This window comes from Streptomyces sp. NPDC058579, assembly GCF_042718575.1.
Classification (GTDB): Bacteria; Actinomycetota; Actinomycetes; order Streptomycetales; family Streptomycetaceae; genus Streptomyces.
Window position 1 is genome coordinate 12,346 of the sequence record NZ_JBHXPI010000055.1, and the last position, 19,926, is coordinate 32,271.

At 70.2% G+C, this 19,926-nt stretch carries 17 protein-coding genes; 9 read left to right on the forward strand and 8 right to left on the reverse strand.

Annotated features, from left to right (window positions below; genetic code table 11):
• Nucleotides 1–52 precede the first annotated feature (52 nt).
• Together ACFWRO_RS33730 and eccE are read right to left on the reverse strand one after the other, a co-directional pair.
• Nucleotides 53–874, reverse strand: a complete 822-nt coding sequence (locus ACFWRO_RS33730) for a hypothetical protein (RefSeq protein ID WP_384517389.1) — start codon at nucleotides 872–874, stop codon at nucleotides 53–55.
• Nucleotides 874–2,193 (reverse strand): type VII secretion protein EccE, encoded by a 1,320-nt coding sequence (gene eccE, locus ACFWRO_RS33735; RefSeq protein WP_384517457.1) that lies wholly within the window; start codon nucleotides 2,191–2,193, stop codon nucleotides 874–876. Before eccE ends, ACFWRO_RS33730 begins: the two co-directional genes overlap by 1 nt.
• A 192-nt stretch (nucleotides 2,194–2,385) precedes the next feature.
• On the opposite strand from eccE, the gene eccB reads away from it, so the two are divergent.
• The 7 genes from eccB (at nucleotide 2,386) to ACFWRO_RS33770 (ending at nucleotide 9,067) form a co-directional block, all read left to right on the forward strand.
• Nucleotides 2,386–3,942 (forward strand): type VII secretion protein EccB, encoded by a 1,557-nt coding sequence (gene eccB, locus ACFWRO_RS33740; RefSeq protein WP_384517392.1) that lies wholly within the window; start codon nucleotides 2,386–2,388, stop codon nucleotides 3,940–3,942.
• Between the two features lie 12 nt (nucleotides 3,943–3,954).
• On the forward strand, nucleotides 3,955–5,208 hold the full coding sequence (mycP, locus tag ACFWRO_RS33745; protein ID WP_384517395.1) for a type VII secretion-associated serine protease mycosin: 1,254 nt from the start codon (nucleotides 3,955–3,957) through the stop codon (nucleotides 5,206–5,208).
• A gap of 141 nt (nucleotides 5,209–5,349) precedes the next feature.
• The gene (locus ACFWRO_RS33750; protein WP_384517397.1) at nucleotides 5,350–5,760 is read left to right on the forward strand and encodes a hypothetical protein; all 411 of its coding nucleotides are present in this window, start codon (nucleotides 5,350–5,352) and stop codon (nucleotides 5,758–5,760) included.
• Nucleotides 5,761–5,777: 17 nt separating this feature from the next.
• Nucleotides 5,778–7,100 (forward strand): hypothetical protein, encoded by a 1,323-nt coding sequence (locus ACFWRO_RS33755; RefSeq protein ID WP_384517399.1) that lies wholly within the window; start codon nucleotides 5,778–5,780, stop codon nucleotides 7,098–7,100.
• Between the two features lie 13 nt (nucleotides 7,101–7,113).
• Nucleotides 7,114–8,358 carry a S8 family serine peptidase gene (locus ACFWRO_RS33760; protein ID WP_384517402.1) on the forward strand — a complete coding sequence of 415 codons (1,245 nt, stop codon included), beginning with the start codon at nucleotides 7,114–7,116 and terminating at the stop codon, nucleotides 8,356–8,358.
• 57 nt (nucleotides 8,359–8,415) lie between these two features.
• The gene (locus ACFWRO_RS33765) at nucleotides 8,416–8,742 is read left to right on the forward strand and encodes a WXG100 family type VII secretion target (RefSeq protein WP_384517404.1); all 327 of its coding nucleotides are present in this window, start codon (nucleotides 8,416–8,418) and stop codon (nucleotides 8,740–8,742) included.
• Between the two features lie 16 nt (nucleotides 8,743–8,758).
• Nucleotides 8,759–9,067 (forward strand): WXG100 family type VII secretion target, encoded by a 309-nt coding sequence (locus ACFWRO_RS33770; protein WP_384517407.1) that lies wholly within the window; start codon nucleotides 8,759–8,761, stop codon nucleotides 9,065–9,067.
• Between the two features lie 82 nt (nucleotides 9,068–9,149).
• On the opposite strand, the gene ACFWRO_RS33775 is transcribed toward ACFWRO_RS33770, so the two are convergent.
• From ACFWRO_RS33775 to eccCa, 6 genes are all read right to left on the reverse strand, one after another.
• Nucleotides 9,150–9,383 carry a DUF397 domain-containing protein gene (locus ACFWRO_RS33775; protein WP_384517410.1) on the reverse strand — a complete coding sequence of 78 codons (234 nt, stop codon included), beginning with the start codon at nucleotides 9,381–9,383 and terminating at the stop codon, nucleotides 9,150–9,152.
• 88 nt (nucleotides 9,384–9,471) lie between these two features.
• Nucleotides 9,472–10,014: a hypothetical protein gene (locus ACFWRO_RS33780; protein WP_384517412.1), complete on the reverse strand. Its 543-nt coding sequence runs from the start codon at nucleotides 10,012–10,014 to the stop codon at nucleotides 9,472–9,474.
• Nucleotides 10,015–10,127: 113 nt separating this feature from the next.
• On the reverse strand, nucleotides 10,128–10,853 hold the full coding sequence (locus ACFWRO_RS33785) for a hypothetical protein (RefSeq protein WP_384517415.1): 726 nt from the start codon (nucleotides 10,851–10,853) through the stop codon (nucleotides 10,128–10,130).
• A complete protein-coding gene (locus ACFWRO_RS33790; RefSeq protein WP_384517417.1) occupies nucleotides 10,801–12,957 on the reverse strand; it encodes a hypothetical protein in 2,157 nt (718 codons plus the stop codon). Before ACFWRO_RS33790 ends, ACFWRO_RS33785 begins: the two co-directional genes overlap by 53 nt.
• 10 nt (nucleotides 12,958–12,967) lie before the next feature.
• Nucleotides 12,968–13,393 (reverse strand): hypothetical protein, encoded by a 426-nt coding sequence (locus ACFWRO_RS33795; RefSeq protein WP_384517420.1) that lies wholly within the window; start codon nucleotides 13,391–13,393, stop codon nucleotides 12,968–12,970.
• Nucleotides 13,394–13,605: 212 nt separating this feature from the next.
• The gene (gene eccCa, locus ACFWRO_RS33800) at nucleotides 13,606–17,559 is read right to left on the reverse strand and encodes a type VII secretion protein EccCa (RefSeq protein ID WP_384517423.1); all 3,954 of its coding nucleotides are present in this window, start codon (nucleotides 17,557–17,559) and stop codon (nucleotides 13,606–13,608) included.
• A gap of 172 nt (nucleotides 17,560–17,731) precedes the next feature.
• On the opposite strand from eccCa, the gene eccD reads away from it, so the two are divergent.
• Both eccD and rpsO read left to right on the forward strand, forming a co-directional pair.
• Complete coding sequence (gene eccD, locus ACFWRO_RS33805; RefSeq protein ID WP_384517426.1) at nucleotides 17,732–19,207, forward strand: type VII secretion integral membrane protein EccD; 1,476 nt, start codon at nucleotides 17,732–17,734, stop codon at nucleotides 19,205–19,207.
• 242 nt (nucleotides 19,208–19,449) lie between these two features.
• On the forward strand, nucleotides 19,450–19,740 hold the full coding sequence (gene rpsO / locus ACFWRO_RS33810; RefSeq protein WP_147979976.1) for a 30S ribosomal protein S15: 291 nt from the start codon (nucleotides 19,450–19,452) through the stop codon (nucleotides 19,738–19,740).
• Nucleotides 19,741–19,926 lie beyond the last annotated feature (186 nt).

The window sequence follows — 19,926 nt, forward strand, 5'->3', positions numbered from 1 at the left end:
CGGGGCGCTCCAAATACATACAAAAACGGATGGAATTGAGGGCTCCCGCCGGTCAGTCCATCCGGCGCGCGCTGCCCAACAATCCGGTCTCGGCCTCTGTCGCCTGGGTCATGACGAACTGGCGGTCACCCGGCGTACACCACAGTGTCACCCCGTCGGCAAGCGTGGACAACGCCTCCGACTCGGTGCCCGGCAGGCCCATGATCCGGCCGATCTGCGTGGCCTCGTCAGGCGAGACCCGCTGGATCCCCACAAGGGCGGATTTCTCCAGCAGGCGGGGCGCCACGGGGCTCAGGTACGGCAGCAGCGTCACCACCGACTGCCAGGGCCCCGACACGACCCGGCCGCGCGGCGGACGCATACCGCAGTCCCGCACCACGACCACCGGGCTGCCGGCCGACGCGCCCTGCGGCGGGACGCGGCCGACGTCGTGCAGCGTGATGCACGGCTGACCCCCGCCCGCGGCCTGCGCGAGCGTCGTCCAGACCTGGGCCCGGCCGGTCTCCACGGCGACCCGCGCACCCGTCGCGGCCGCCCGCAGCGCGATCACCTGGGCCGTCCACAGACCGCCGATGAGCGTCACGTCGTACGGAGTGGGCCGGTTGATGCCCAGGACGGCGGGCCTGCCCTCGGCGTCCACGCCGATGACCATGCCGTCGTCGCCGACGGGCACGCTCAGCGCGCCGAGTTGCTCCAGCGGTACGGAGTGCCGGTCGCGGCGCGGCCCGATGAGCCCGAAGCCGAACCGGGGCCGTCCGCCCCGCCCCGTACCGCGACGGGACCTCCCGGCGGACCGCTCACGCGCACCGCCACCACCGCCGTCACCACCGCCGTCACCAACACCACCGACAGGCACTTGGGAAGAAGAGGACATCAGCGCGCACCCCCGAGCGGCAGCGAGGCCAGCATGGCCGGCACCTGTTCGCGGTCGAGCCGCACCAGACCCGTCTTCACCCCGCGCGCCGCACGCTCCAGTTCGTGCCGCGCCGCCACCAGCTCCTCGTCGCTGCGCCCGGTGATCCGTACGTGCCCGGTCACCGTCACCTCCTGGCGGTCGCCGCCGCTCAGCGTCAGGCTGAACGTCGTCGCGAGCGCGGGCAGAGAGGTCAGCAGCGCGATCAGCTGCGGCATCGACGCGCCAGGGCCGCCCGCGCCGCCGAGGGACGGCCAGCGCCCCACCCAGTACGTCGTGTGCCGACGGTCGTCGACCCGCCAGGTCCGCGCGGTCTCCTGGCTCCGCCGCGCCTGCGCCTGGCCGCGCCCTGCCTGCGCTATCGCCGCGGGGCTCGCGCAGGTCGAGGTGGCGAGCGCGGCGGTCAGCTCCTGCTCCGTGAGCACGGTCGCCCGGAACCCGGCGCCCGCGAGCCGGCTCGCCAGCTGGTCCGCCGACCGGACCACGCACTTCTGCGCGCCCTCCAGGCCGCCACCGCGCGCGGCGACGGCCTCCGGGCACAGCTCAGGGTCCAGCTTCAGGGCGACCCAGGTCACCCGTACCGCCGGAGAACCCGTCTGCGCCTGCAGCGGGCCGTAGTTGCGCGCCGCCATCGACTGCGCGGGCAGATGCGGGGCGGGCGCGGGCTGGGTGTGCTGCACGATCTGCGCGGACTCGAGCCGGATCCCGTCCACGTCGAGGACGTCACGGACGAGCGCGACCGGCAGCGGCCGCGCCGAGCGGTCCGGGCGGAGCGCCGTGGCCCCCGCGTCGACCCGTACGACGACCGTGAGGAACGTACCGTCGCCGATCATCCCGACCGGACGGCGGTCCCGGTCGCTGTACGCGTAGGTGCGCAGCGCCGGATCGCACTCCACGACCGGGGCGAGCCCCGGCTCCGTACCCTCCGGGACGACGAAGGAGGCCGCCCGGCGCGTACGCGCGCGCAGCGTCAGGAACGTACCGAGCCACTCCGGCATCGAGCGCCGGTGCCGGCGCACCACCGCGAGCAGGACCAGCACCGCGGCGAGGAGTCCGGCCGGGACCAGGAGCATCGGTTCGACGACCCACGCCACGAGCAGCAGGGCGGCCGCGCCCTCGATCAGTACGAGTTGTTGCAATCGGAATGATCCGAAGTGTCCCGGGCGCGCCTGAAGGCGGGGCGAGACGGCGGACGGCGCACCGGCGGCGGGCGGCGTGGCGGAACGGGAGGAGGGCGCGGGCGCCGCGGACCGCGGTCGCGTCCGCGTCGCGGATGCCATCATGGAGAATCCCCCCAAATTCGTCCCGATCACCCTGGCACGCCAGTGCTTTGGCGGCCGGATCACCCTACCCGCCCCCCGGACGCCGGGGGACAGCAGGCATAGTAGGGGGCCGGTCCGACAGCCGGAGCCCGGGTGTGAAGCCCCCCGAAGGCACCGGTGAAGACTGCGCCTGACGAAATATGGGGACTCATGGCATCACGGCGGGATGAGCTCAACGCGTACACCTTTGCGAAGAAGCGCACGGTGGCCGCATTCCTCCAACCTTCTCCCTCCGGTACGGAGGAAGGGGCGCCGAGGCCGTTGCGCGCGGTCGTGCCCGGGCTCATCATCGGCGCCCTCGTCCTGGCCGGTTTCGGCGCCTGGGGCATGTTCAGCCCCAAGGCCCCCAAGGGCTGGGACAAGCCGGGCACCAAGGTGATCGTCGGCAAGCAGTCGACGACCCGGTACGTGGTCCTCACCACCGGCAAGGGCAAGGACAGCAAGACCCTGCTCCACCCGGTCCTGAACCTCGCCTCCGCGCGCCTCCTCCTCACCCCCCAGTCCTTTTCGGTCATCCAGGTCGCCGACGAGGTCCTTGACGGCGGCAAGCCGCCCCGCGGCCCGATCCTCGGCATCCCGTACGCGCCGGACCGGCTCCCCTCGCCGGGCGACGCCGGCACCGCGAAGCGGTGGGCGGTGTGCGAACAGCCGGGCGGCGGCAAGGGCAGCAGCGTCCAGAAGGCCACGTTCGTCTTCGCGCAGCGGGACTTCCACCGCACCGAGGGCACGGGGCAGCTCAAGGACGGACAGGTCATGTACGTCAAGGGGCAGAAGGGCAGCGCCCGCTACCTCGTCGACCACCGGGGTACGAAGTACCTGATCCCGGGCGCGCCCGACGAGTCCGCCGGACTCACCACCGCCCTCGTCGGCCTCAACAAGGAGCCGCAGCAGGTAACCGACGACTGGCTGGCCACCCTGCACACCGGCAGCCCCATCGCGTTCCCGGAGATCCCGGGCGACGTCGGCACGGACGCCGGGGTCGGCGGCGGCCTCAGCCAGACCGAGGACCGGGTCGGCATGGTCCTGCTCGCCCAGACCGGTTCAGGCCCGCAGCACTACGTCGTCCTGCCGGGCAAGGTCCAGCCGGTCTCCGAGTTCACGGCCTGGCTGCTCATCAACGCCCCGGAGACCGACCCCCTCGACATGGACGGCCGGGTGACCACCGTCGACGCGGCCTCCTTCACCCCGGACGCCACCACCTTCGGCACCCAGTACCGCTGGCCGACCCGCAAGTCGCAGCAGGTCAACGCCACGACGGGGACCGGTGCCCGGGACACGATCTGCAGCGTCCTCAACAGCGTCGACGACAAGGGCGCCACCACCCTCACCACTTGGGCCGGTACGAAGTACCCGGCCGAGATCACGGCCGGCGGCACCAGCACGTACGTCACCCCCGGCAGCGGCCTGCTCTACACCCAGGTCCAGGGCAACCAGACCAAGCCCGACGGCTCGCTCTTCCTCGTCACGGACACCGGACTGCGGTACGCGGTCCAGGCGAACGGGGACAGCGACGCCGCCCGCTCCGACATCGGCAGCGGCGACGGAACCAAACAGCCGACGGACGGCCGCCCGGAACCGAGCGAGGCGCAGACCCGTCTCGGCTACGAGAAGGTGACCCCGGTCCTCGTGCCGATCGCGTGGTCGGAGTTCCTGTCGAAGGGCCCGAGGCTGGACACCAACAGCGCGCGCCAGCCGCAGGGTTCGTAGGGGCGGATGACGATGTCGACCAAGACGTACGGGAAGACGGCGGTCCTACTGGCGGCGGTGACCCTGACGACGCTGCTGACGACACCGACCGCCCAGGCCTCCTCCGTGAACCTGGACGGCAGCGGCGAGTGCACGTTCCCGATGAAGAAGCAGATCGAGGGCATCCCCTGGTCGCTCCAGCGGGTGCTCCTGGACGAGCTCTGGCAGGACACGAAGGGCAAGGGGGTCCGGGTCGCGGTCATCGACACGGGCGTCGACGACGTCAACCCGCAGTTGAAGACGGCGGTGGACGCCAAGGCGGGCAAGGACTACCTCAAGCCGGACAAGGACAACCCCGGCGGGGGCGACGACAAGCGCGGCAAGACGGACGGCACGGTCGACGAGGTCGGTCACGGCACGAAGGTGGCGGGCATCATCGCCGCCCGCCCCCGGTCGGGAACGGGCTTCGTCGGGTTGGCCCCCGAGGCCACGATCATCCCGATCCGCCAGAACGACGAGAAGAACAGCGGCAAGTCCGACACGATGGCCCTGGCGATCGACCACGCCGTCGACAAGGGCGCCGACGTCATCAACATCTCGCAGGACACCACCCAGGCCCTGAGCCCCGACTCGGCCATGGGGAAGGCGGTGGCCCGCGCCCTGGAGCAGGACGTCGTGGTGGTCGCGTCTGCGGGCAACGACGGCATGGACGGCAAGCTCAAGAACACGTACCCGGCGGCCTTCCCGGGGGTCCTCGCGGTGGCGTCCTCGGACCGCAACAACGAGCGGGCGGAGTTCTCGCAGTCGGGCACGTTCGTGGGCGTCGCGGCGCCGGGCGTCGACATGGTCTCCACGGTCCCGGGCGGCGGTCAGTGCGTGGACAACGGCACGAGCTTCTCGGCCCCGTACGTCTCGGGAGTGGCGGCGCTCCTGCGCGCCAAACACCCCAAGTGGAGCCCGGCCCAGATCGTGGCCCGTATCGAACAGACGGCGGTACGGTCCGTCAACGGCCGCGACAACCACGTGGGCTGGGGCGTGGTCGACCCGGTACGGGCCCTCGCCGACGCCCCCGAACCGGCCCCGACGGCCGCGATCCCCGACCCGGCCCCACCGAAGCCACCGGCACCGGAGCCGGCGCACCTGGCGATGACGGAGACGTCCCAGGAACGCGCGGAGCGCATCGGCACGTACGCCCTGGGCGTGGGCGTCGTCCTGGTGGCGGTGGTCGCGGGCACGGCGACGGTGATCCGCGACAGCCGGCGACGGCGCCGGAAGGCGGCCGGATGAGCCGCGTCAACGATATGACTTTGCAATTGGAACTGTCGTACCAAATGGCTAGAGTGGTGGACGAGTTCATGAGCCTGACGAGGGGGCACTGAGGTGGATGGGCCGGCCGGGGGCGGCAACAAGGGTCTGGAAGTCGGAGAGGTGACTCTCCAGAGCTTCTACTCGCGTATGCAGAAGCTCGTCGAGGAACTGCAGGGCTCGCCCGCCGAGCACACGAAGATCGGCGAGCAGAAGGTCACGGCCGCGTCGTACGGCACGGGGTTCACTGCCGCGACGGAACTGCACAGCGCGTACGAAAAGGTACGCACCCGCCTCGAAGAGCTCACCAGGACGTTCGGCGAGACGATCGAGGGCATGGGCCTCGCGGCCACGATCGCCGACAAGGGCTACACGGGCGTGGACGAGGAGGAGCGCGAGCGGTACGCGGCGATCCAGAAGCGGACGCAGCAGGAGTACCGCGAGCGCCACGGCGAGGGCGGCCAGGACAAGCCCGAGCAGCCCAAGGGCAAGGGCACGGGCGAGGACACGGGCGACACCGGCGGATTCAGCTAAGCGGGGGAGTGGCAACAATGGCAGGAGAGTTCGAGGGGAAGTCCCTGGACGCCCTGTACGCGATGATCGCGTCCGCCAAGCCGGAGGAAATCACCACCACCGGCTCGGCGCTGGCGGCGGCGGTACCGAAGATCCTGGAGATCGCCACAGACCTCCGCCTGTACATCGGCCGCGTCCAGTGGGAGGGCGAGGGCGGCAACGCCTTCCGCACCTGGGGCTCGGGCGTGGTCTCCGAGACCCTGGTCCTCGGCGACTTCACCAAGGTCGTAGCGGACGAGATGCAACGCGCGGGCCAGGCCCTCTCCGAGGCAAAGGCGGCCGTCCCGAAGCCGGCGGGCATGTGCTTCGCGGACCCGGAGAAGGAAAAGGCCCGCATCGAGTCGGAGACGGGCCCGAAGCTTCAGGAGGCCATCCACCAACTGGAGCGGCTGTCGTCGTACTACAACTCGACGCGGGAGCGGATGGGGGCGGAGCGGGAGCCGGAGTTCAAGCCGCTTAGTGGCGACTACCACACAGTCGAAACTCCGTACGGAGTAGGGGACTCTGGAGGCGGGACGGGTAATTCGGCGTCTTCCGGCTCAGGACCCACCCACACTGATCGGTCGTCGACCCGCACGCCCGATGCGGCGACCCCGAACCGCCCGACCCCTGACGTGACGCTGCCGGCAGCGACGAAGCGCCCGGAGAACGAGGTGAACACAAACCTCGACTCTGTGACCATCACGCCTGAGGCGCCGCCCCGTGTCCCTGCGCAGCCGCCCACCACCCCGCCGGTGACGACGGTCGGCCCGCCGACTCCTCCGTTGCCGCCCCTCGCTCCGCCGGTCGGCCCCCAGCCGACGGCCGGTCCGCCTCGCGCCAACCCGGGGCTCCCGGGTCCTGCGAACGGCGGCCTGAGGGGCCCCAGCCCCCTTGGCATCCCGCCGCGCGCGGAGGGCATCACCGGCGGCCGGCAGGTACCCGGTCGGACGGGCCTGCCCGGCCAAGGGCCTCGGCTTCCGATGGGCCCCGTCATCGGCGAGGAGCGTGCCGGCCAGTACGGTCGCGGTGGGGCGGGTATGCACGGGCCTGGCGCCGGCATGCATGGCGCGCCGGGCGGAAACACGGGCGGTGCGGCGGGCCGACGGCTGGCCATGCAGCCGGGTGGAACCGTCGGGAGTCCCACCGGGTCCGGCGGGCGGGCGTTCACCCCTGGCGGCACCGGACTCGTCCGTCCGACCTCGTCCGAGCGGGGCGAGGACGAACGCCGCACAACCCGCTCCCGCCCCGACTATCTGACCGAGGACGAGGAGACGTGGACCCCTGGCCAGCGTCAGATCGTCCCGCCCGTCATCGACTAGGAGTCGTACACCCATGCCCCCGCTTGCCCGTGTCCTTCGCAGCCGTGCCATCGGCCTGCTCGGCGCCATGACCGCCGTCGTCGCGACGTGGACCGTCGCGGCGCCGACCGCGCAGGCTGAAGACATGCGTGGGCGCCAGTGGTACTTGGACGCGATGAAGGCCGACGGGCTGTGGAAGGTGGCCACGGGGAAGGGCATCACCGTCGCCGTGCTTGACAGCGGGGTGGACTCGACGGTGTCGGAGCTTCGGGGCAAGGTGCTGCCCGGTCACAACTTCTACGACGCGGGGGAAGGCCCTGGCCGCATCGACAACCGGGACGACGATCGCCACGGCACCAACATGGCCATCGCCATTGCGGGGAGTGGAGCCAATGGCGGCGTCAAAGGGATCGCCCCAGACGCGAAGATTCTTCCTGTCCGGACTGGCGACTTTGCGTTTTTTGGGAACGGCGCGATTCTGAAGGGGATCCGCTACGCCGTGGACAACGGCGCGCGGGTGATCAACATTTCGCAGGGCGGCCCGGCTGATGAGGCCGAGGACCGAGGGTGGCTGGCTGCCGTGGAGTACGCACAGAAGAAGGGCGCCCTGATCTTCGCCGGGTCCGGGAACGAGGGGCTTGACCTCCAGGTGTACCCCGCAGCGATCCCCGGAGTCGTTGCCGTCGGCGCGCTCGACACCAAGGGCAAGGTCGCCGAGTTCTCCAACTACGGCTCCCACCTGGGCCTCGCCGCCCCCGGTGTCGAAATGCCGGGCCGCTGCACGAACGACAAGACGAAGTACTGCGCCTTCGAGGGCACAAGCCACGCCACCGCCCTAGCCTCCGGCACCGCCGCCCTGATCTGGTCCGCGCACCCCGACTGGACCGCCAATCAGGTCCTCCGGGTCATGATGGAGACCGCCGGTCATGTCGGCGAGGTGCCGAGCAAGTACATCGGGTACGGCTCCATCCGGCCCGCCCAGGTCCTCCTCGAGGGCAAGGGCAACCCGGGCGATCCCGACGTCAATCCGCTGCTCGCCGCCCAGAAGCAGCAGCAGGCCGCGTCGCAGTCGCCCGCACCTCAGACTTCCCCCTCTCCTGGCAGCACGGGGGCAAGCGGCACCAACGGGCCGACCCAGGAACCGAAGAACCCTGAGTCGGCGGCCCGGCCCGACGAGGGCGGGTTCCCGCTCTGGGGCATCGCCGTGAGTGCCGTCGCGGTCGTCGCCGTCGTCATCGGCGCCGTCGTGGCAGCAGGCAGACGCAACAGGAGAGCGTAGCCAGAGCTGAGCTACGCGCAACGAGCACGAGCACTTCCCGACAACGAGGAGCGTCACATGACCAGCCCCGCAGGTGGGTTCGGGCTTGCCGAGGATCCGGTAACCCAGGCCAAGAACAAGATCATGCAGACCGGTGAAGAGGTCTCCAAGCAGGCCCGAGAGATGGCCAACATTCTCGAAACGGTCCACGCGGGCTGGACGGGTGCGGGTGCGGCCGGCTTCAAGACGGCGCAGTCGCTCCTCAACGAGGACCACGACACCATCCGTCGCCTGCTCAACGTGCTGCTCACGGCGGTCAACGAGACCAAGAACCTGAGCGCGGCGAACGACTACGAGGTGTTCCAGACCCTCAAGGCCAACAACTCCGCGCTGAACAACATCTGAGCCTGAGGAGAGCACGATGTCCGGCATCGACCAGAACACCAAGGTCCGGTACGAGAGCGTCCAGGAGATGGCGAACCGCCTCCGGGTCGTCTCCTCGAACATCATCAAGGACCTCGAAGAGATGAACGCCGCCCTCCGGGTCGTCACCGACACCTGGGACGGTGAGGCCCACGCGGAGTACGTGATCCTCCAGGGCAAGTACAAGAAGCGCGCCACGGACATGAGGGACCGGCTCGAGCTCGTCGCCAAGCAGATCGAGCAGGGCAAGGACAGCTACCGCGGTACGGACATCAAGGCGTCGCGCCTGTTCACCGAGGGTTTCTGACACCAGTCACCCCATCCCGCGCACAGCGGAAGGGGCCCGTTCCACTCAGGAACGGGCCCCTTCGCGTACACGCGTACACGACCTACTTCAGGTCGAACTCGCCGTCCTTCGCGCCCAGGACGAACGCCGTCCACTCGGCCTCCGTGTAGCGCAGGACGGTGTCGGGGTCGAGGGAGGAACGCATCGCCACGGCCCCGCCCGGCAGGTGGGCGATCTCCACGCGCTCCTCGTCGGGGCTCGTGCCGGGGGCGCCCTGCCACTCGACGTCGCTGATGTCGAGCGCGTACAGCTCGTCCTTCTCCTGCTGAGTGCCCATCAGTCTCTGCTCCTTAGTGCGGGTGGAACGTCGTCGCAGCTCAATGATCGGGGGCCGGACGGCTCCCTGTCAGACGGAACCGTCAGATTCACTTCGCCTGTGAGGCGAAGGTCCGGGCCAGCTCCAGGACCTGCTCGGGCTTCAGCGCGCTCTTGTCGTCCTCGCCGACGGTCACCAGCAGGGCTACGTCACCCTTGCCACCGGAGTCGAAGCGGACGCTCACCACGTTCCCGCCCTTGCTCGCCACGGGCTCGCCGGGCTTCGCGTCGGTGGCCTTCGTGCCGAAGGCCTTCACGTCCTCGAAGGACATGCCGCCCGCGTACTGTGCTGTGGGCAGGAGATAGTTGGTCGCGCTCCCCGCTTCCGTACCGACGGTGTGGACCGTCAGGTCCTCACCGCCCACGTGGTACGAGCAGGAGATGAGCCCACCTGGCTTCCCCGCCCACGCCTCTTGCGGATCCGTTGTCCTCCCGCCCTTGGCGGTCGCCACCGGCTCGCCGGCCTCGGCCCCCGCCGCGCCGGTCTCGATCCCCTCGCCGATCTTCGCCGCCTCGGCCGCCTTCCCTGCGTCGTAGGCGATCGGGCACGCGTCGGCCCCGCCCTTCCCGACCCCCTCGGCGAGCTCGATCACCCGGTCCACACTCAGGGAGGCCCCGGCATCCGCCCCACCACCGCTGCTACACCCGGCCAACGGGACCAGCAGAAGGCCACACACGAGGCCCAGCGACTTGTGCTTCGTCCGACTCATGAGGTGCTGCTCTCGGTGAGGGGCTTCACGACGGGTTCCTTCGTCAGCGGCTTGTTCTCGCAGCCCAGAACCTCCGTGGCCGCGCGGGTCATGTAGTAGAGGAACGAGAGCTGTTCGGCCTCCCGGGCCTTGTCCACGGTCTCGCCTCGGTTGACCGTGAGTGACAGGTCCGCGCGCAGCACCGCCTTCCGTGACCGGGCACTCAGCTCGCCGCCCAACGCGCAGCTCACGTAGAGCCCCGACGACTGGTCGCCGACCTCGCCGGTCGCGCCGTTCAGGTCGTAGAACGGACCGGACTCCCGAGCGCGTTGCTTGCCGGGCTGGTTGGCGGGGGACCAGGCGAAGTCGAGGAGGACGTGCCCCTTGCCGTCTTCGGGGACGTACTTGCACACGAAGGAGGGAGACGTCGAGTTCTCGCCGCCCGGCCATTCCCGCAGGTCCTTCTTGAATTCCCGGACGAAATTGTCGTCCGACCTGAGGACCTGCGCCGTGAAGTCGTCCGTCCGCAACACCTGACGCAGCGACGTTCCGGCGCTCGAGTCGGCGGACGGGCCGCACAATCCCTCGACCTGCGTGCCGGAATCCCCGGACGAGCACGCGGTCGCGGCCAGAGCCAGCACCGTCGCGCTCGCCGCCGTCGCCGCCCCTCGTACGAGGGCCTTGGCGCGCCTAGTTCCCCAGATGCCCCGCCGCCGCGGCGCGACCGTCCTCGTAACCGCCATTCGCAGCATCCTTCGCCGAGCTGTACGGGCCATTGTTCAGAATTCCTTCCGTCTTCCCCCAGGAGGCGAGAAGGTCGTTCGTGCCGTCCTTACCGGACGAGTAGTTCTCGCTCGATTCCTTCTTCGCCTGTTCCTCAGCCGCGTCGGTGATGTCCTTGACCCACTCGTACTTGGCGGTGTCCACGATGGCGCCGGCGGCAGAGCCTGCGAACGGGATCTCACCGACAATGCTGTTGACCCCGTTGGCCGAGTACTCCGCGGTCGTCTCGGCCCACTCGACCTTGTCGTCCTTCTTGTCGATGTAGACGTCGGCGCCGATCCCGTTGAGGGCACCCAGCGCGCCACCGACATGCTTCGCCCGGTGGTCCCAGTCGGCACTCTGACCGTGTGTCGGGTCACCGTTGAACGCAGGGGCTTCGGCGAGCTGCTTGGCGGAGTACGAGCGTTCCGCCTCGTAGATGAGGGCGAAGGAGTCACCGTCCTCGGCCACTCCCCGCATGACGCGGATCAGGTCGCCCTGCGACACCGCCATGTGTGCGTTGTCGCCGGATCCGATGATGGAATCCTTGCCGTTGCTGAGGCCGTACCTGTCGTCCTCGCCGTTCAGGATCACATGGGTGTCGTTGACGTAGTCCGCGAGGGCGTGCGCCACCGGCTTCTGGAGGTTCGTCAGGTGCTCCGGGAACTTGCCCTCGTCCAGCTGCGACTCGAGGTAGTCGACGGTGTGGTGCATCACCCGCGCCTGCCCCTCCGTATGCGCGCCCACGTCGCCGGGCTTCTCGCCGGGCGCGTGTCCCGTGGCCGCAGCCTCGATCGCCGCGCCGAGCCCCGTCGCCTTGAACGGGTCCTTCATCTCGTCGACGTAACCCGGCGCCGACATCCACGGGTCGACCCACTTGCGGTCCGTGAGCAGGTACTTGAGGTGGTCGTTCTCGTTCCCGGGGGCCTTCGGGTCGAGGAAGTACTCGGCGTCCGACGGGTCCTTGCTCATGATCTTGAGCAGGCCGTCCACCGGGTCGTGCATCAGGTTCGGGCGCTGGCCGTCGAAGTGGTGCGCCCAGATGTTCTCCTTGTCCTTCTCGACCCGGATCATGTCGTTCCCGATCTCGTTCAGGAACTCCTTGCCGTAGTCGGCGCTGCCCTGCGACATGAGCGTGACCAGGTGCTGGTACCCGTGCGAGGGCCGGAGATTGCCCGTGATGTTGTCGTCGCCGATCGCCTTCAGACCGTCGACGAACGGCCGGTACGCGTAGCTGTTCGGGTCCTTCGTCCCCGAGGCGATCGTGTCCGCGAGGCTCGCGTTGATCGAGTTGTACAGCTTCTTGTCCGCGTCCGAGATGCCCCGCTCGTTCGCCGCCAGGTTCATCTCGTCGGCGATCTTCAGCGTGTCCTTGGCGCCCAGCGCATGCAGATACGCCTCGCTGAAGTGCTTGTCCTTGGCGTTCTGCGCCAGGATGTCGCGGTACTGCTCCAGCTCCTTCTTCGAGGCGTCGCCGTTGCGCACCTTCTCCGAGAGGGCCAGCGCCTCCACGGCCTCCACGTCGCCCACAGGCTTGGAGTTGAAGCCGAGTGGCGCCGTGCCGTCCGCGCCCGAGGCGTTCAGCAGGGCGGTCTTGACGTCCTTGTCGAACTCCGTGACCGCGTTGACCGCGTCGTTGATCTTCTTCGTGTACGACTGCTCCACCGACCGCAGGTCGGGGTCGTGCTGGATGGTGTAGGCCTCCTTCGCGGTGACCTTGCTGAAGTCGAAGCTCGCGGAGCCGGACTCGGAGACCTTCATGCCCGCGTCGACCGCCTCCTTCACGGCGGTCGTCACCCGGCCCTTGAGCTCCGTGAGCGTGCTGTGGGCGTCCCGCAGCAGCGACTCCATCGCCTTCGCTTCCTTCTGCGCGGCGTCGAGCTCACCCCGCGTGATGCCGAAGTTGGTCGCGCCTATCTGCTGCGCCTGACCCGTCCACAGCGGGCCGCCCGACGCGACCTTCTGGACGTCCTTCTCGTACAGGTCCTCGACCTTCTTGAACTTCTCCGCCATGGTCTTCCAGCCGTCGGCGGCGGTGCTCAGCTTGCCGAGGTCGGTCTGCATGATCTCTTCGTACGTCGGCATCGCGATCCCCCTAGAGTCCCGAGATCTTCGACTGCGTCACGAGGCCGTTCCCCGTGACGATGTCGTTGCTCTGGAACAGCGACGACGCGCCCCGGAGCGCGCCCTTCTCCGAGTCCAGGCGCGCGTTCAGCCGCTTCACCTGGCTGTCCCAGTGCTCGTGCGCCTTCTTCAGGCCGGCGGCCGTCTCCCAGCCCTTGAACGCGGCGACGGCGCCGCTGGTGGACTCGTCGGCCGCGTCGGCGGCCGTCTTGAGGTCCGGCTGGATGTTGGTCTCGATGCTGTTGGCGGCCTGCTTCTTCTTCGCGGGCGTGGTCGCCAGATCGGTGGGGCCGGTGCCCCCGCTGCCCCCGTCCGCGGGGAGCTGGTTGAGGCGCATCGCCGACTGGTTCTCGACCGCCGTGTTCTTGGCCTGGGCCCACTCGTCGTTGAACGACATTGATTCCCCCTCGCTGGATCAGGGTGATGTTTGCAGTGCTGAAGTGTTCATGGCTGTAGCGTCAATAGCTGTCGTGCTCATGGTTGTAGTGCTCACGTCCATCGGCGACGACGCCACCGGCCGCCTCACGGTTCTCCGTACGAAGCCGAAGCCCATCGCCGCGCTCCCTCTCGCGCTCCCTCTCGCGCTCCCTCTCGCGCTCCCTCTCGCTCTCATCGCTCCGGCATCCGCCCCGTCTGCACCAGCGACGAGCCGCCCCGCCGCGCCACGAAGTAGCCACGCCCCGGCGGCATCGGCCGCGGTCGGGCGCTGCCGAGCAGGTCGCCCTCCTGCGGGTCGCCCGACAGGACCACGCCCTGCGCGCCCAGCTCCTTGATGCGCTGCATGAACGCCTCGTACATCGAGCGCGAGGCACCGGCGCTGTTGCGCGCGATGATGAAGCGGATGCCCGTGTCCCGGGCGAACGGCAGGTACTCCGCGAGCGCGGCCAGCGGGTTGCCGCCGCTCGTCGCCACCAGGTCGTAGTCGTCGACGATGATGAAGACCTGCGGCCCCGACCACCAGCTGCGGTCCCGCAGCTGCTGCGGAGTCACGTCCTGCGGCGGCTGGCGCCGCGCGAAGACGCCGGCCAGCGCCTCCATGTGCATCTGCATCGAGCTCGCCATCGGCGCGTACTCGAGCAGGTGCTCCTCCGGCAGGCTGCCGAGCAGCGCACGCCGGTAGTCGCCCACGACGAGCTTCGCCTCGTCGGGGGAGTACCGCTCCGCGATCTGCTTGGCCATCAGCCGCAGCAGGTTCGTCTTGCCGGACTCGCTCTCGCCGAAGATCAGGAAGAACGGGTCGGTCTCGAAATTGACGAAGACGGGCTCCAGGCGCGTCTCGTCGATGCCGATCGCGATGCCGTGCTGCGGGAACTCGAAGCCCTTCGGCAGCTGGTCGGCCGGCAGCTTGTGCGGCAGCAGCCGGACCGCCGGCGCCACCGGGCCCGTCCAGGAACCCCGTACGGCCGCGACGAAGTTCTCCGTGCCCACCGACAGGTCGCTCGACGAGCCGGAGCCGTCGATCCGCGGCAGCGCGGTCATGAAGTGGAGCTTCTCCGGAACCTGACCGCGACCGGGGACGCCGGTGGGGACGTTCGCCGCCACCTTCCGGTCGAACTCGGAGTCCATCACGTCACCCAGACGCAGCTCCAGACGGCTCAGCATCTGGTCCTTGACCGCCGCGCGGACCTCCATGTACCGGGCGGCGGTGATGACGACGTGGATGCCGTAGCCGAGACCGCGCGCCGCGAGGTCGGAGACGATCCCCTCCAGCATGTCGTACTCGTTGCGGAACCCGCCCCAGCCGTCGATGACCAGGAACACGTCGCCCCAGGGCTCGCCCGGCAGTTCACCCGCGGCGCGCCTGCGCCGGTAGGTGGCGATCGAGTCGATCGAGTGCGCGCGGAAGAACTCCTCGCGACGGTTCAGGATGCCGAGGACCTCCGCGACCGTACGGCGGACCCGCTCGGGGTCGAGCCGGGACGCGACCCCGCCGACGTGCGGCAGTTCGGCCAGCGACGCCAGACCGCCACCACCGAAGTCGAGGGCGTAGAACTGCACCTCGGCCGGCGTGTGGGTCAGCGCGAACGACGAGATCAGCGTCCGCATCAGGGTCGACTTGCCGGACTGCGGACCGCCGACCACCATCATGTGGCCCGCCGCGCCGGAGAAGTCCCGGTACAGCACCTCGCGCCGCTGCTCGAACGGCTTGTCGATCAGGCCGAGCGGCACCGTCAGACCGCCGGGACGGGTGTACTCCGTCGCCGTCAGACCGCGGTGCGCGGTCGGCGCGAGCCCCGGAAGCAGCTGGTCCAGCGAGGGCGCCTGGTCCAGCGGCGGCAGCCACACCTGGTGCGCGGGCACGCCCTGCCCCTCCAGACGGCGCACGATCACGTCGAGGACGGTGTCCGCGAGCGCGTCGTCCTCCTCCTCGCGCCGCGCCGCCAGATACGCCGGGTCGGGCGCCGCGTAGACCACCGGCACCGGCGTCGCGGTGAAGACCGCGGGCCGCCGCTCGATCGGCAGCTGCCCGGTCTCCAGGCGCGGCCCGCCCGTCCGGTACGTCCCCGAGACGTACGCGGCCTTGAACCGGGTCATCTCGTCCGTACCGAACTTCAGATAGCCCGAACCCGGCACGGACGGCAGGTGGTACGCGTCCGGCACACCGATCGCCGTACGCGACTCGGCCGCCGAGAACGTCCGCAGGCCGATCCGGTACGAGAGGTACGTGTCGAGGCCCCGGAGCTTGCCCTCCTCCAGGCGCTGCGAGGCCAGCAGCAGATGCACACCCAGCGAACGGCCGATGCGGCCGATCTGGATGAACATGTCGATGAAGTCCGGCTTCGCCGTCAGCAGCTCGGAGAACTCGTCGATGACCAGGACCAGCGAGGCCAGCGGCTCCAGCGGCGCACCGGCCGCCCGGGCCTTCTCGTAGTCGTGGATGTTGGCGTAGTTGCCCGCCGAACGCAGCAGCTCCTGGCGGCGCTGCAGCTCGCCGCGGATCGCGTCGCCCATGCGGTCGACGAGCGTCAGGTCGTCGGACAGGTTGGTGATCACGGCCGCCACGTGCGGCATCTGGGACATGCCCGCGAACGTCGCGCCGCCTTTGAAGTCCGCGAGGACGAAGTTCAGCGTCTCCGAGGAGTGCGTCACCGCGAGACCGAGCACGAGGGTGCGCAGCAGCTCCGACTTGCCGGAACCGGTCGCGCCCACGCACAGACCGTGCGGCCCCATGCCCTCCTGCGCCGCCTCCTTCAGGTCGAGCATGATCGGCCCGCCGTCCTCACCCACACCGATCGGCACCCGCAGCCTCTCGGCCACCGACCGCGGCCGCCAGGTCCGCGCCACGTCCACCGACGCCGCGTCGCCCAGGTTCAGCAGGTCCGTGAAGTCCAGGTTCGCGAGGAGCGGTTCGTCGTTGTCGCCGCCGCCCATCCGCAGTGGGGCCAGCTGCCGCGCCAGCGCCTCCGCGGCCGGCAGCGAGATCCCGTCCGGCGCACCCTCGTACGCGAAGCCGCCACCCGACTCCAGGCGCAGCCGCCCGGGCCGCACGATCACCGACAGGCCGCCGCGCGGCTCGTCCAGCTCACCGTGGACGACCTCGACGATGGTCACGCCCTGCAGGCCCTCCGGCGCCGCGAAGAGCGAGTCCGGCGGCACCATCCCGCCGTCGAGGACCACGACCACGTGCGGCTGGTCCAGGACCGGCTGGCTGTCCCGGCCGAACCGGGGCCGCCCCTCGAGCCGCGAACGCACCAGCGACTCCAGCTCACCGAGGTCGTCGCCGAACAGCCGCCGCGTGCCCGCCCCGTCGACCTGGCCCGGGACCTGGGTGTGCGGCAGCCACTTCGTCCAGTCCCAGCGCGCCTGCGCGGCCCGGGCCGCCACCACCGCGAGCATCAGGTCGTCGGGGGAGTGCAGCGTCACCAGCTGGGAGACCAGGGCGCGCGCCGCGGCCTGGGCCGCCTCCGGCTCACCGGAGACCGTCACGTGGTAGAAGGCCCGCATCGAGACCGCCATCGGCAGCCCGTCCAACGAGCCGTGCACGGCCAGGAACTGCTGCATCGCGCCCGCGCACAGCGGCTCCAGCTCGTCCACCGGCGCGGTGTCGGGCGCCGCGAGCGGCGTCGCCAGCTGCTGGGCGCCGAGCCCGATCCGTACCTGCGCGAAGTCGCTGTCGCCCACCCGGCGTTCCCACAGCCGCGAGCCCTCGGCCACCACGGACCACAGCTGCTCGGGGGAGGGGTGCAGATAGAGCTGCGCGTCCCGCTGCTTGCGCGCCGTGCGCCGGACCGTACGCCGGGTCTGCGCGAGGTATTTGAGGTAGTCGCGCCGGACATCCGCCATTTGCCCCTGCGTACCCTTGCGGAACCGCACGAGCTGCGCGATGACCATGCCGACCGTCGAGACGAGCATCAGGACGCCCATGATGCGCATGAACGGATGGGCGCCAGGCATGAAGAAGAAGACCACCGACGAACCCATGCCGAGCATCGGCAGGAGCTGCATCAGCATGCCCTCCTGCTGCCCGCGTGGAAGCTCCGGAGGAGCCTCCAGGACCAGTTCCTCACTGGGTACTTCAGGAGGAAGGGACCTCGGCGGGCGTTTGACGACGATCTGGCTCACCGGCGCATCAATCCCTCGTTACGGGCGGACTTCCCGCGGGAGTTCCGCACCGGTCGCCCCTGCGCGACGGCCTCCCCCACGAGACCGCGATCCTACTTGCAGGCACTCCGGCCCGTCCCCGGTAGGGTGGCGCGCGCACCGTGCGCAACCGCGAATCAGGGGGTTCAGAGACGTGAGTACGACCGCAGCGACCGGCTTCTGCCGCGTCACCGTCGTGGCGCCGGACAGCCGTATCGACGTCGCCCTCCCCGAGGACATCGCGGTCGCCGACGTCTATCCGGAGATCCTGCGGCTCACCGGCCAGACCCAGGCGCCCGGCACCCCCACCGGCTACCACCTGGTCCGCCGCGACGGCACGGTCCTCGACGGCGCCCGCACGCTCGTCGCCCAGCGGGTCCTCGACGGCGAGGTCCTCTCGCTCCGCCCGTTCGCCCAGTCGCTGCCGCCCGCCGTCTTCGACGACGTCTCCGACGCCGTCGCCTCGGCCGTCACCCGCGACCGCCACCTGTGGAGCGACGACCTGCTGCGCGGCGCCGGACTCTTCGGCGGCGTGCTCCTGCTCGTCCTGATGGGCTTCGTGCTCTGGTTCGCCGACCCGGTCCGCCACGACATGCACAGCCTCCCCGGTGTCGTCGCCGGCGCCGTGGGCGTCCTGCTCACCGCCTTCGCGGGCGTACGGGCCCGGGTCTACTCCGACCGGGCCACCGCGATCGCCCTCGGCCTCGGCGCCCTGCCCCTGCTGCTCATCGCCGGCTCCGGCATCGCCGCCCCCGACGCGGGCCAGGGCCCCGGGCGCCTCCAGTTCCTGTTCGGCTGCGTGACCGTCCTGGTCGCCTCCGTCGCCCTCGTCGCCCTCACCCCCAGCGGCGACGCCCCCTTCGTGGCGGCCACCTTCCTGGCCACCGTCGGCACGATCGCCACCTTCCTGGCGATCGTCACCGAGGCCACCGCCACCGGGACCGCCGCCGTCTGCGCCCCCGTCGCCGTCGGCCTGGTCGCCTTCCTGCCCGGCCTCTCGGCCCGCTTCGCCCGGCTGCCCATCGGCTACGCCTCCCCGCGCAGCGCCGCCGACGACGACTTCCACGCCGAGACCGGCCGCGCCGCCGACGAGGCCCAGGCGGTCGACGGCGAGCGGATCGCGCTCCAGGCCCGCCGCGGCCACGAGATGCTCCTCGGCCTCGTCGGCGGCTGCGCGGCCGTCGTGGTCGGCTCCGCCGCGGTCCTCGGCTTCGCCGGCAACGTGTGGGGCCAGCTCCTCGCCCTCGCCGCCGGCCTCGCGATGCTGCTGCGCGCCCGGCTCTTCCGCTACACCTCGCAGGTCGCCTGCGTCCTGGTGGCAGGACTCGCCGCGATCGCGCTCCTGATCCTGGGCCTCTCCCTGAACCCGCCGGCCGACCTGGTCAAGGACCTGCTGATCCACGGCGACCGCGGCGGCCTGGACATCCGTACGATCTGGCTCACCGGGGCGGTCGCCGCCGGCGCCGCCCTCGTCACCGCCATCGGGCTGATCATCCCGCGGAAGGGCCTCTCGCCCTTCTGGGGCCGCCTCCTCGACCTGACCGAGGGCTTCGTCCTGCTCTCCCTCGTCCCGCTCTGCCTCGCGGTCCTGGACGTCTTCATGGCGGCCCGCTCCCTGACCAGCAAATAAGCGGACTCCGAGCGGGCCGGCCCCCCGGCTCCGATCGGGCGGGCTCTCCAGCTCAGAGCAGCCGGGCTCCCCGTAAGGGCGCCTCCGGTCACCTGGTACGCTGTGTGACGGCCGTTTGTGTACGCGCTCCCGGATTCTCTGGGAGCTGCGCTCATCGGACCTTCGCCTCCGAGTCACGGAAGCTCCCCTGAGAACGAGACCAGGGGCACTCGTGGGCGCACGAACACCAAGAGGAGTACCGAGTGTCTCTCGACGCCGCTACGAAGAAGCAGATTTTCGCCGAGTTCGGCCAGAAGGAGGGCGACACCGGCTCCCCCGAGGTCCAGGTCGCGATGCTGTCGCGCCGCATCTCGGACCTCACCGAGCACCTCAAGCAGCACAAGCACGACCACCACTCCCGTCGTGGTCTGCTGATCCTGGTCGGCCAGCGTCGCCGCCTGCTGCAGTACCTGGCCAAGAAGGACATCCAGCGCTTCCGTGCCCTGGTCGACCGCCTCGGCATCCGCCGCGGCGCGGCCGGCGGTGCGAAGTAAGTACGCCGTGAAGGGAGCGGTTCCCACTTTTAGGGGGCCGCTCCCTTTGCTGTACGTGCGCGATGTGCCGACCGGCACTTAGTCTGGTCGCACAACGACACATAACGAGCGAGGAGCCGCCGGCACGCCGCCGGTCCTCGGTAGTGGCCCCCGGACCCCCTGAATCCCCGGGTGCTTCGATCGAAG

Bases quoted from the DNA above. Each gene is read 5' to 3' on its own strand.
- ACFWRO_RS33730 (WP_384517389.1), bottom strand. From the start codon at position 874: ATGTCCTCTTCTTCCCAAGTGCCTGTCGGTGGTGTTGGTGACGGCGGT.
- eccE (WP_384517457.1), bottom strand. From the start codon at position 2,193: ATGGCATCCGCGACGCGGACGCGACCGCGGTCCGCGGCGCCCGCGCCC.
- eccB (WP_384517392.1), top strand. From the start codon at position 2,386: ATGGCATCACGGCGGGATGAGCTCAACGCGTACACCTTTGCGAAGAAG.
- mycP (WP_384517395.1), top strand. From the start codon at position 3,955: ATGTCGACCAAGACGTACGGGAAGACGGCGGTCCTACTGGCGGCGGTG.
- ACFWRO_RS33755 (WP_384517399.1), top strand. From the start codon at position 5,778: ATGGCAGGAGAGTTCGAGGGGAAGTCCCTGGACGCCCTGTACGCGATG.
- ACFWRO_RS33760 (WP_384517402.1), top strand. From the start codon at position 7,114: ATGCCCCCGCTTGCCCGTGTCCTTCGCAGCCGTGCCATCGGCCTGCTC.
- ACFWRO_RS33765 (WP_384517404.1), top strand. From the start codon at position 8,416: ATGACCAGCCCCGCAGGTGGGTTCGGGCTTGCCGAGGATCCGGTAACC.
- ACFWRO_RS33770 (WP_384517407.1), top strand. From the start codon at position 8,759: ATGTCCGGCATCGACCAGAACACCAAGGTCCGGTACGAGAGCGTCCAG.
- ACFWRO_RS33775 (WP_384517410.1), bottom strand. From the start codon at position 9,383: ATGGGCACTCAGCAGGAGAAGGACGAGCTGTACGCGCTCGACATCAGC.
- ACFWRO_RS33785 (WP_384517415.1), bottom strand. From the start codon at position 10,853: ATGGCGGTTACGAGGACGGTCGCGCCGCGGCGGCGGGGCATCTGGGGA.
- ACFWRO_RS33790 (WP_384517417.1), bottom strand. From the start codon at position 12,957: ATGCCGACGTACGAAGAGATCATGCAGACCGACCTCGGCAAGCTGAGC.
- ACFWRO_RS33795 (WP_384517420.1), bottom strand. From the start codon at position 13,393: ATGTCGTTCAACGACGAGTGGGCCCAGGCCAAGAACACGGCGGTCGAG.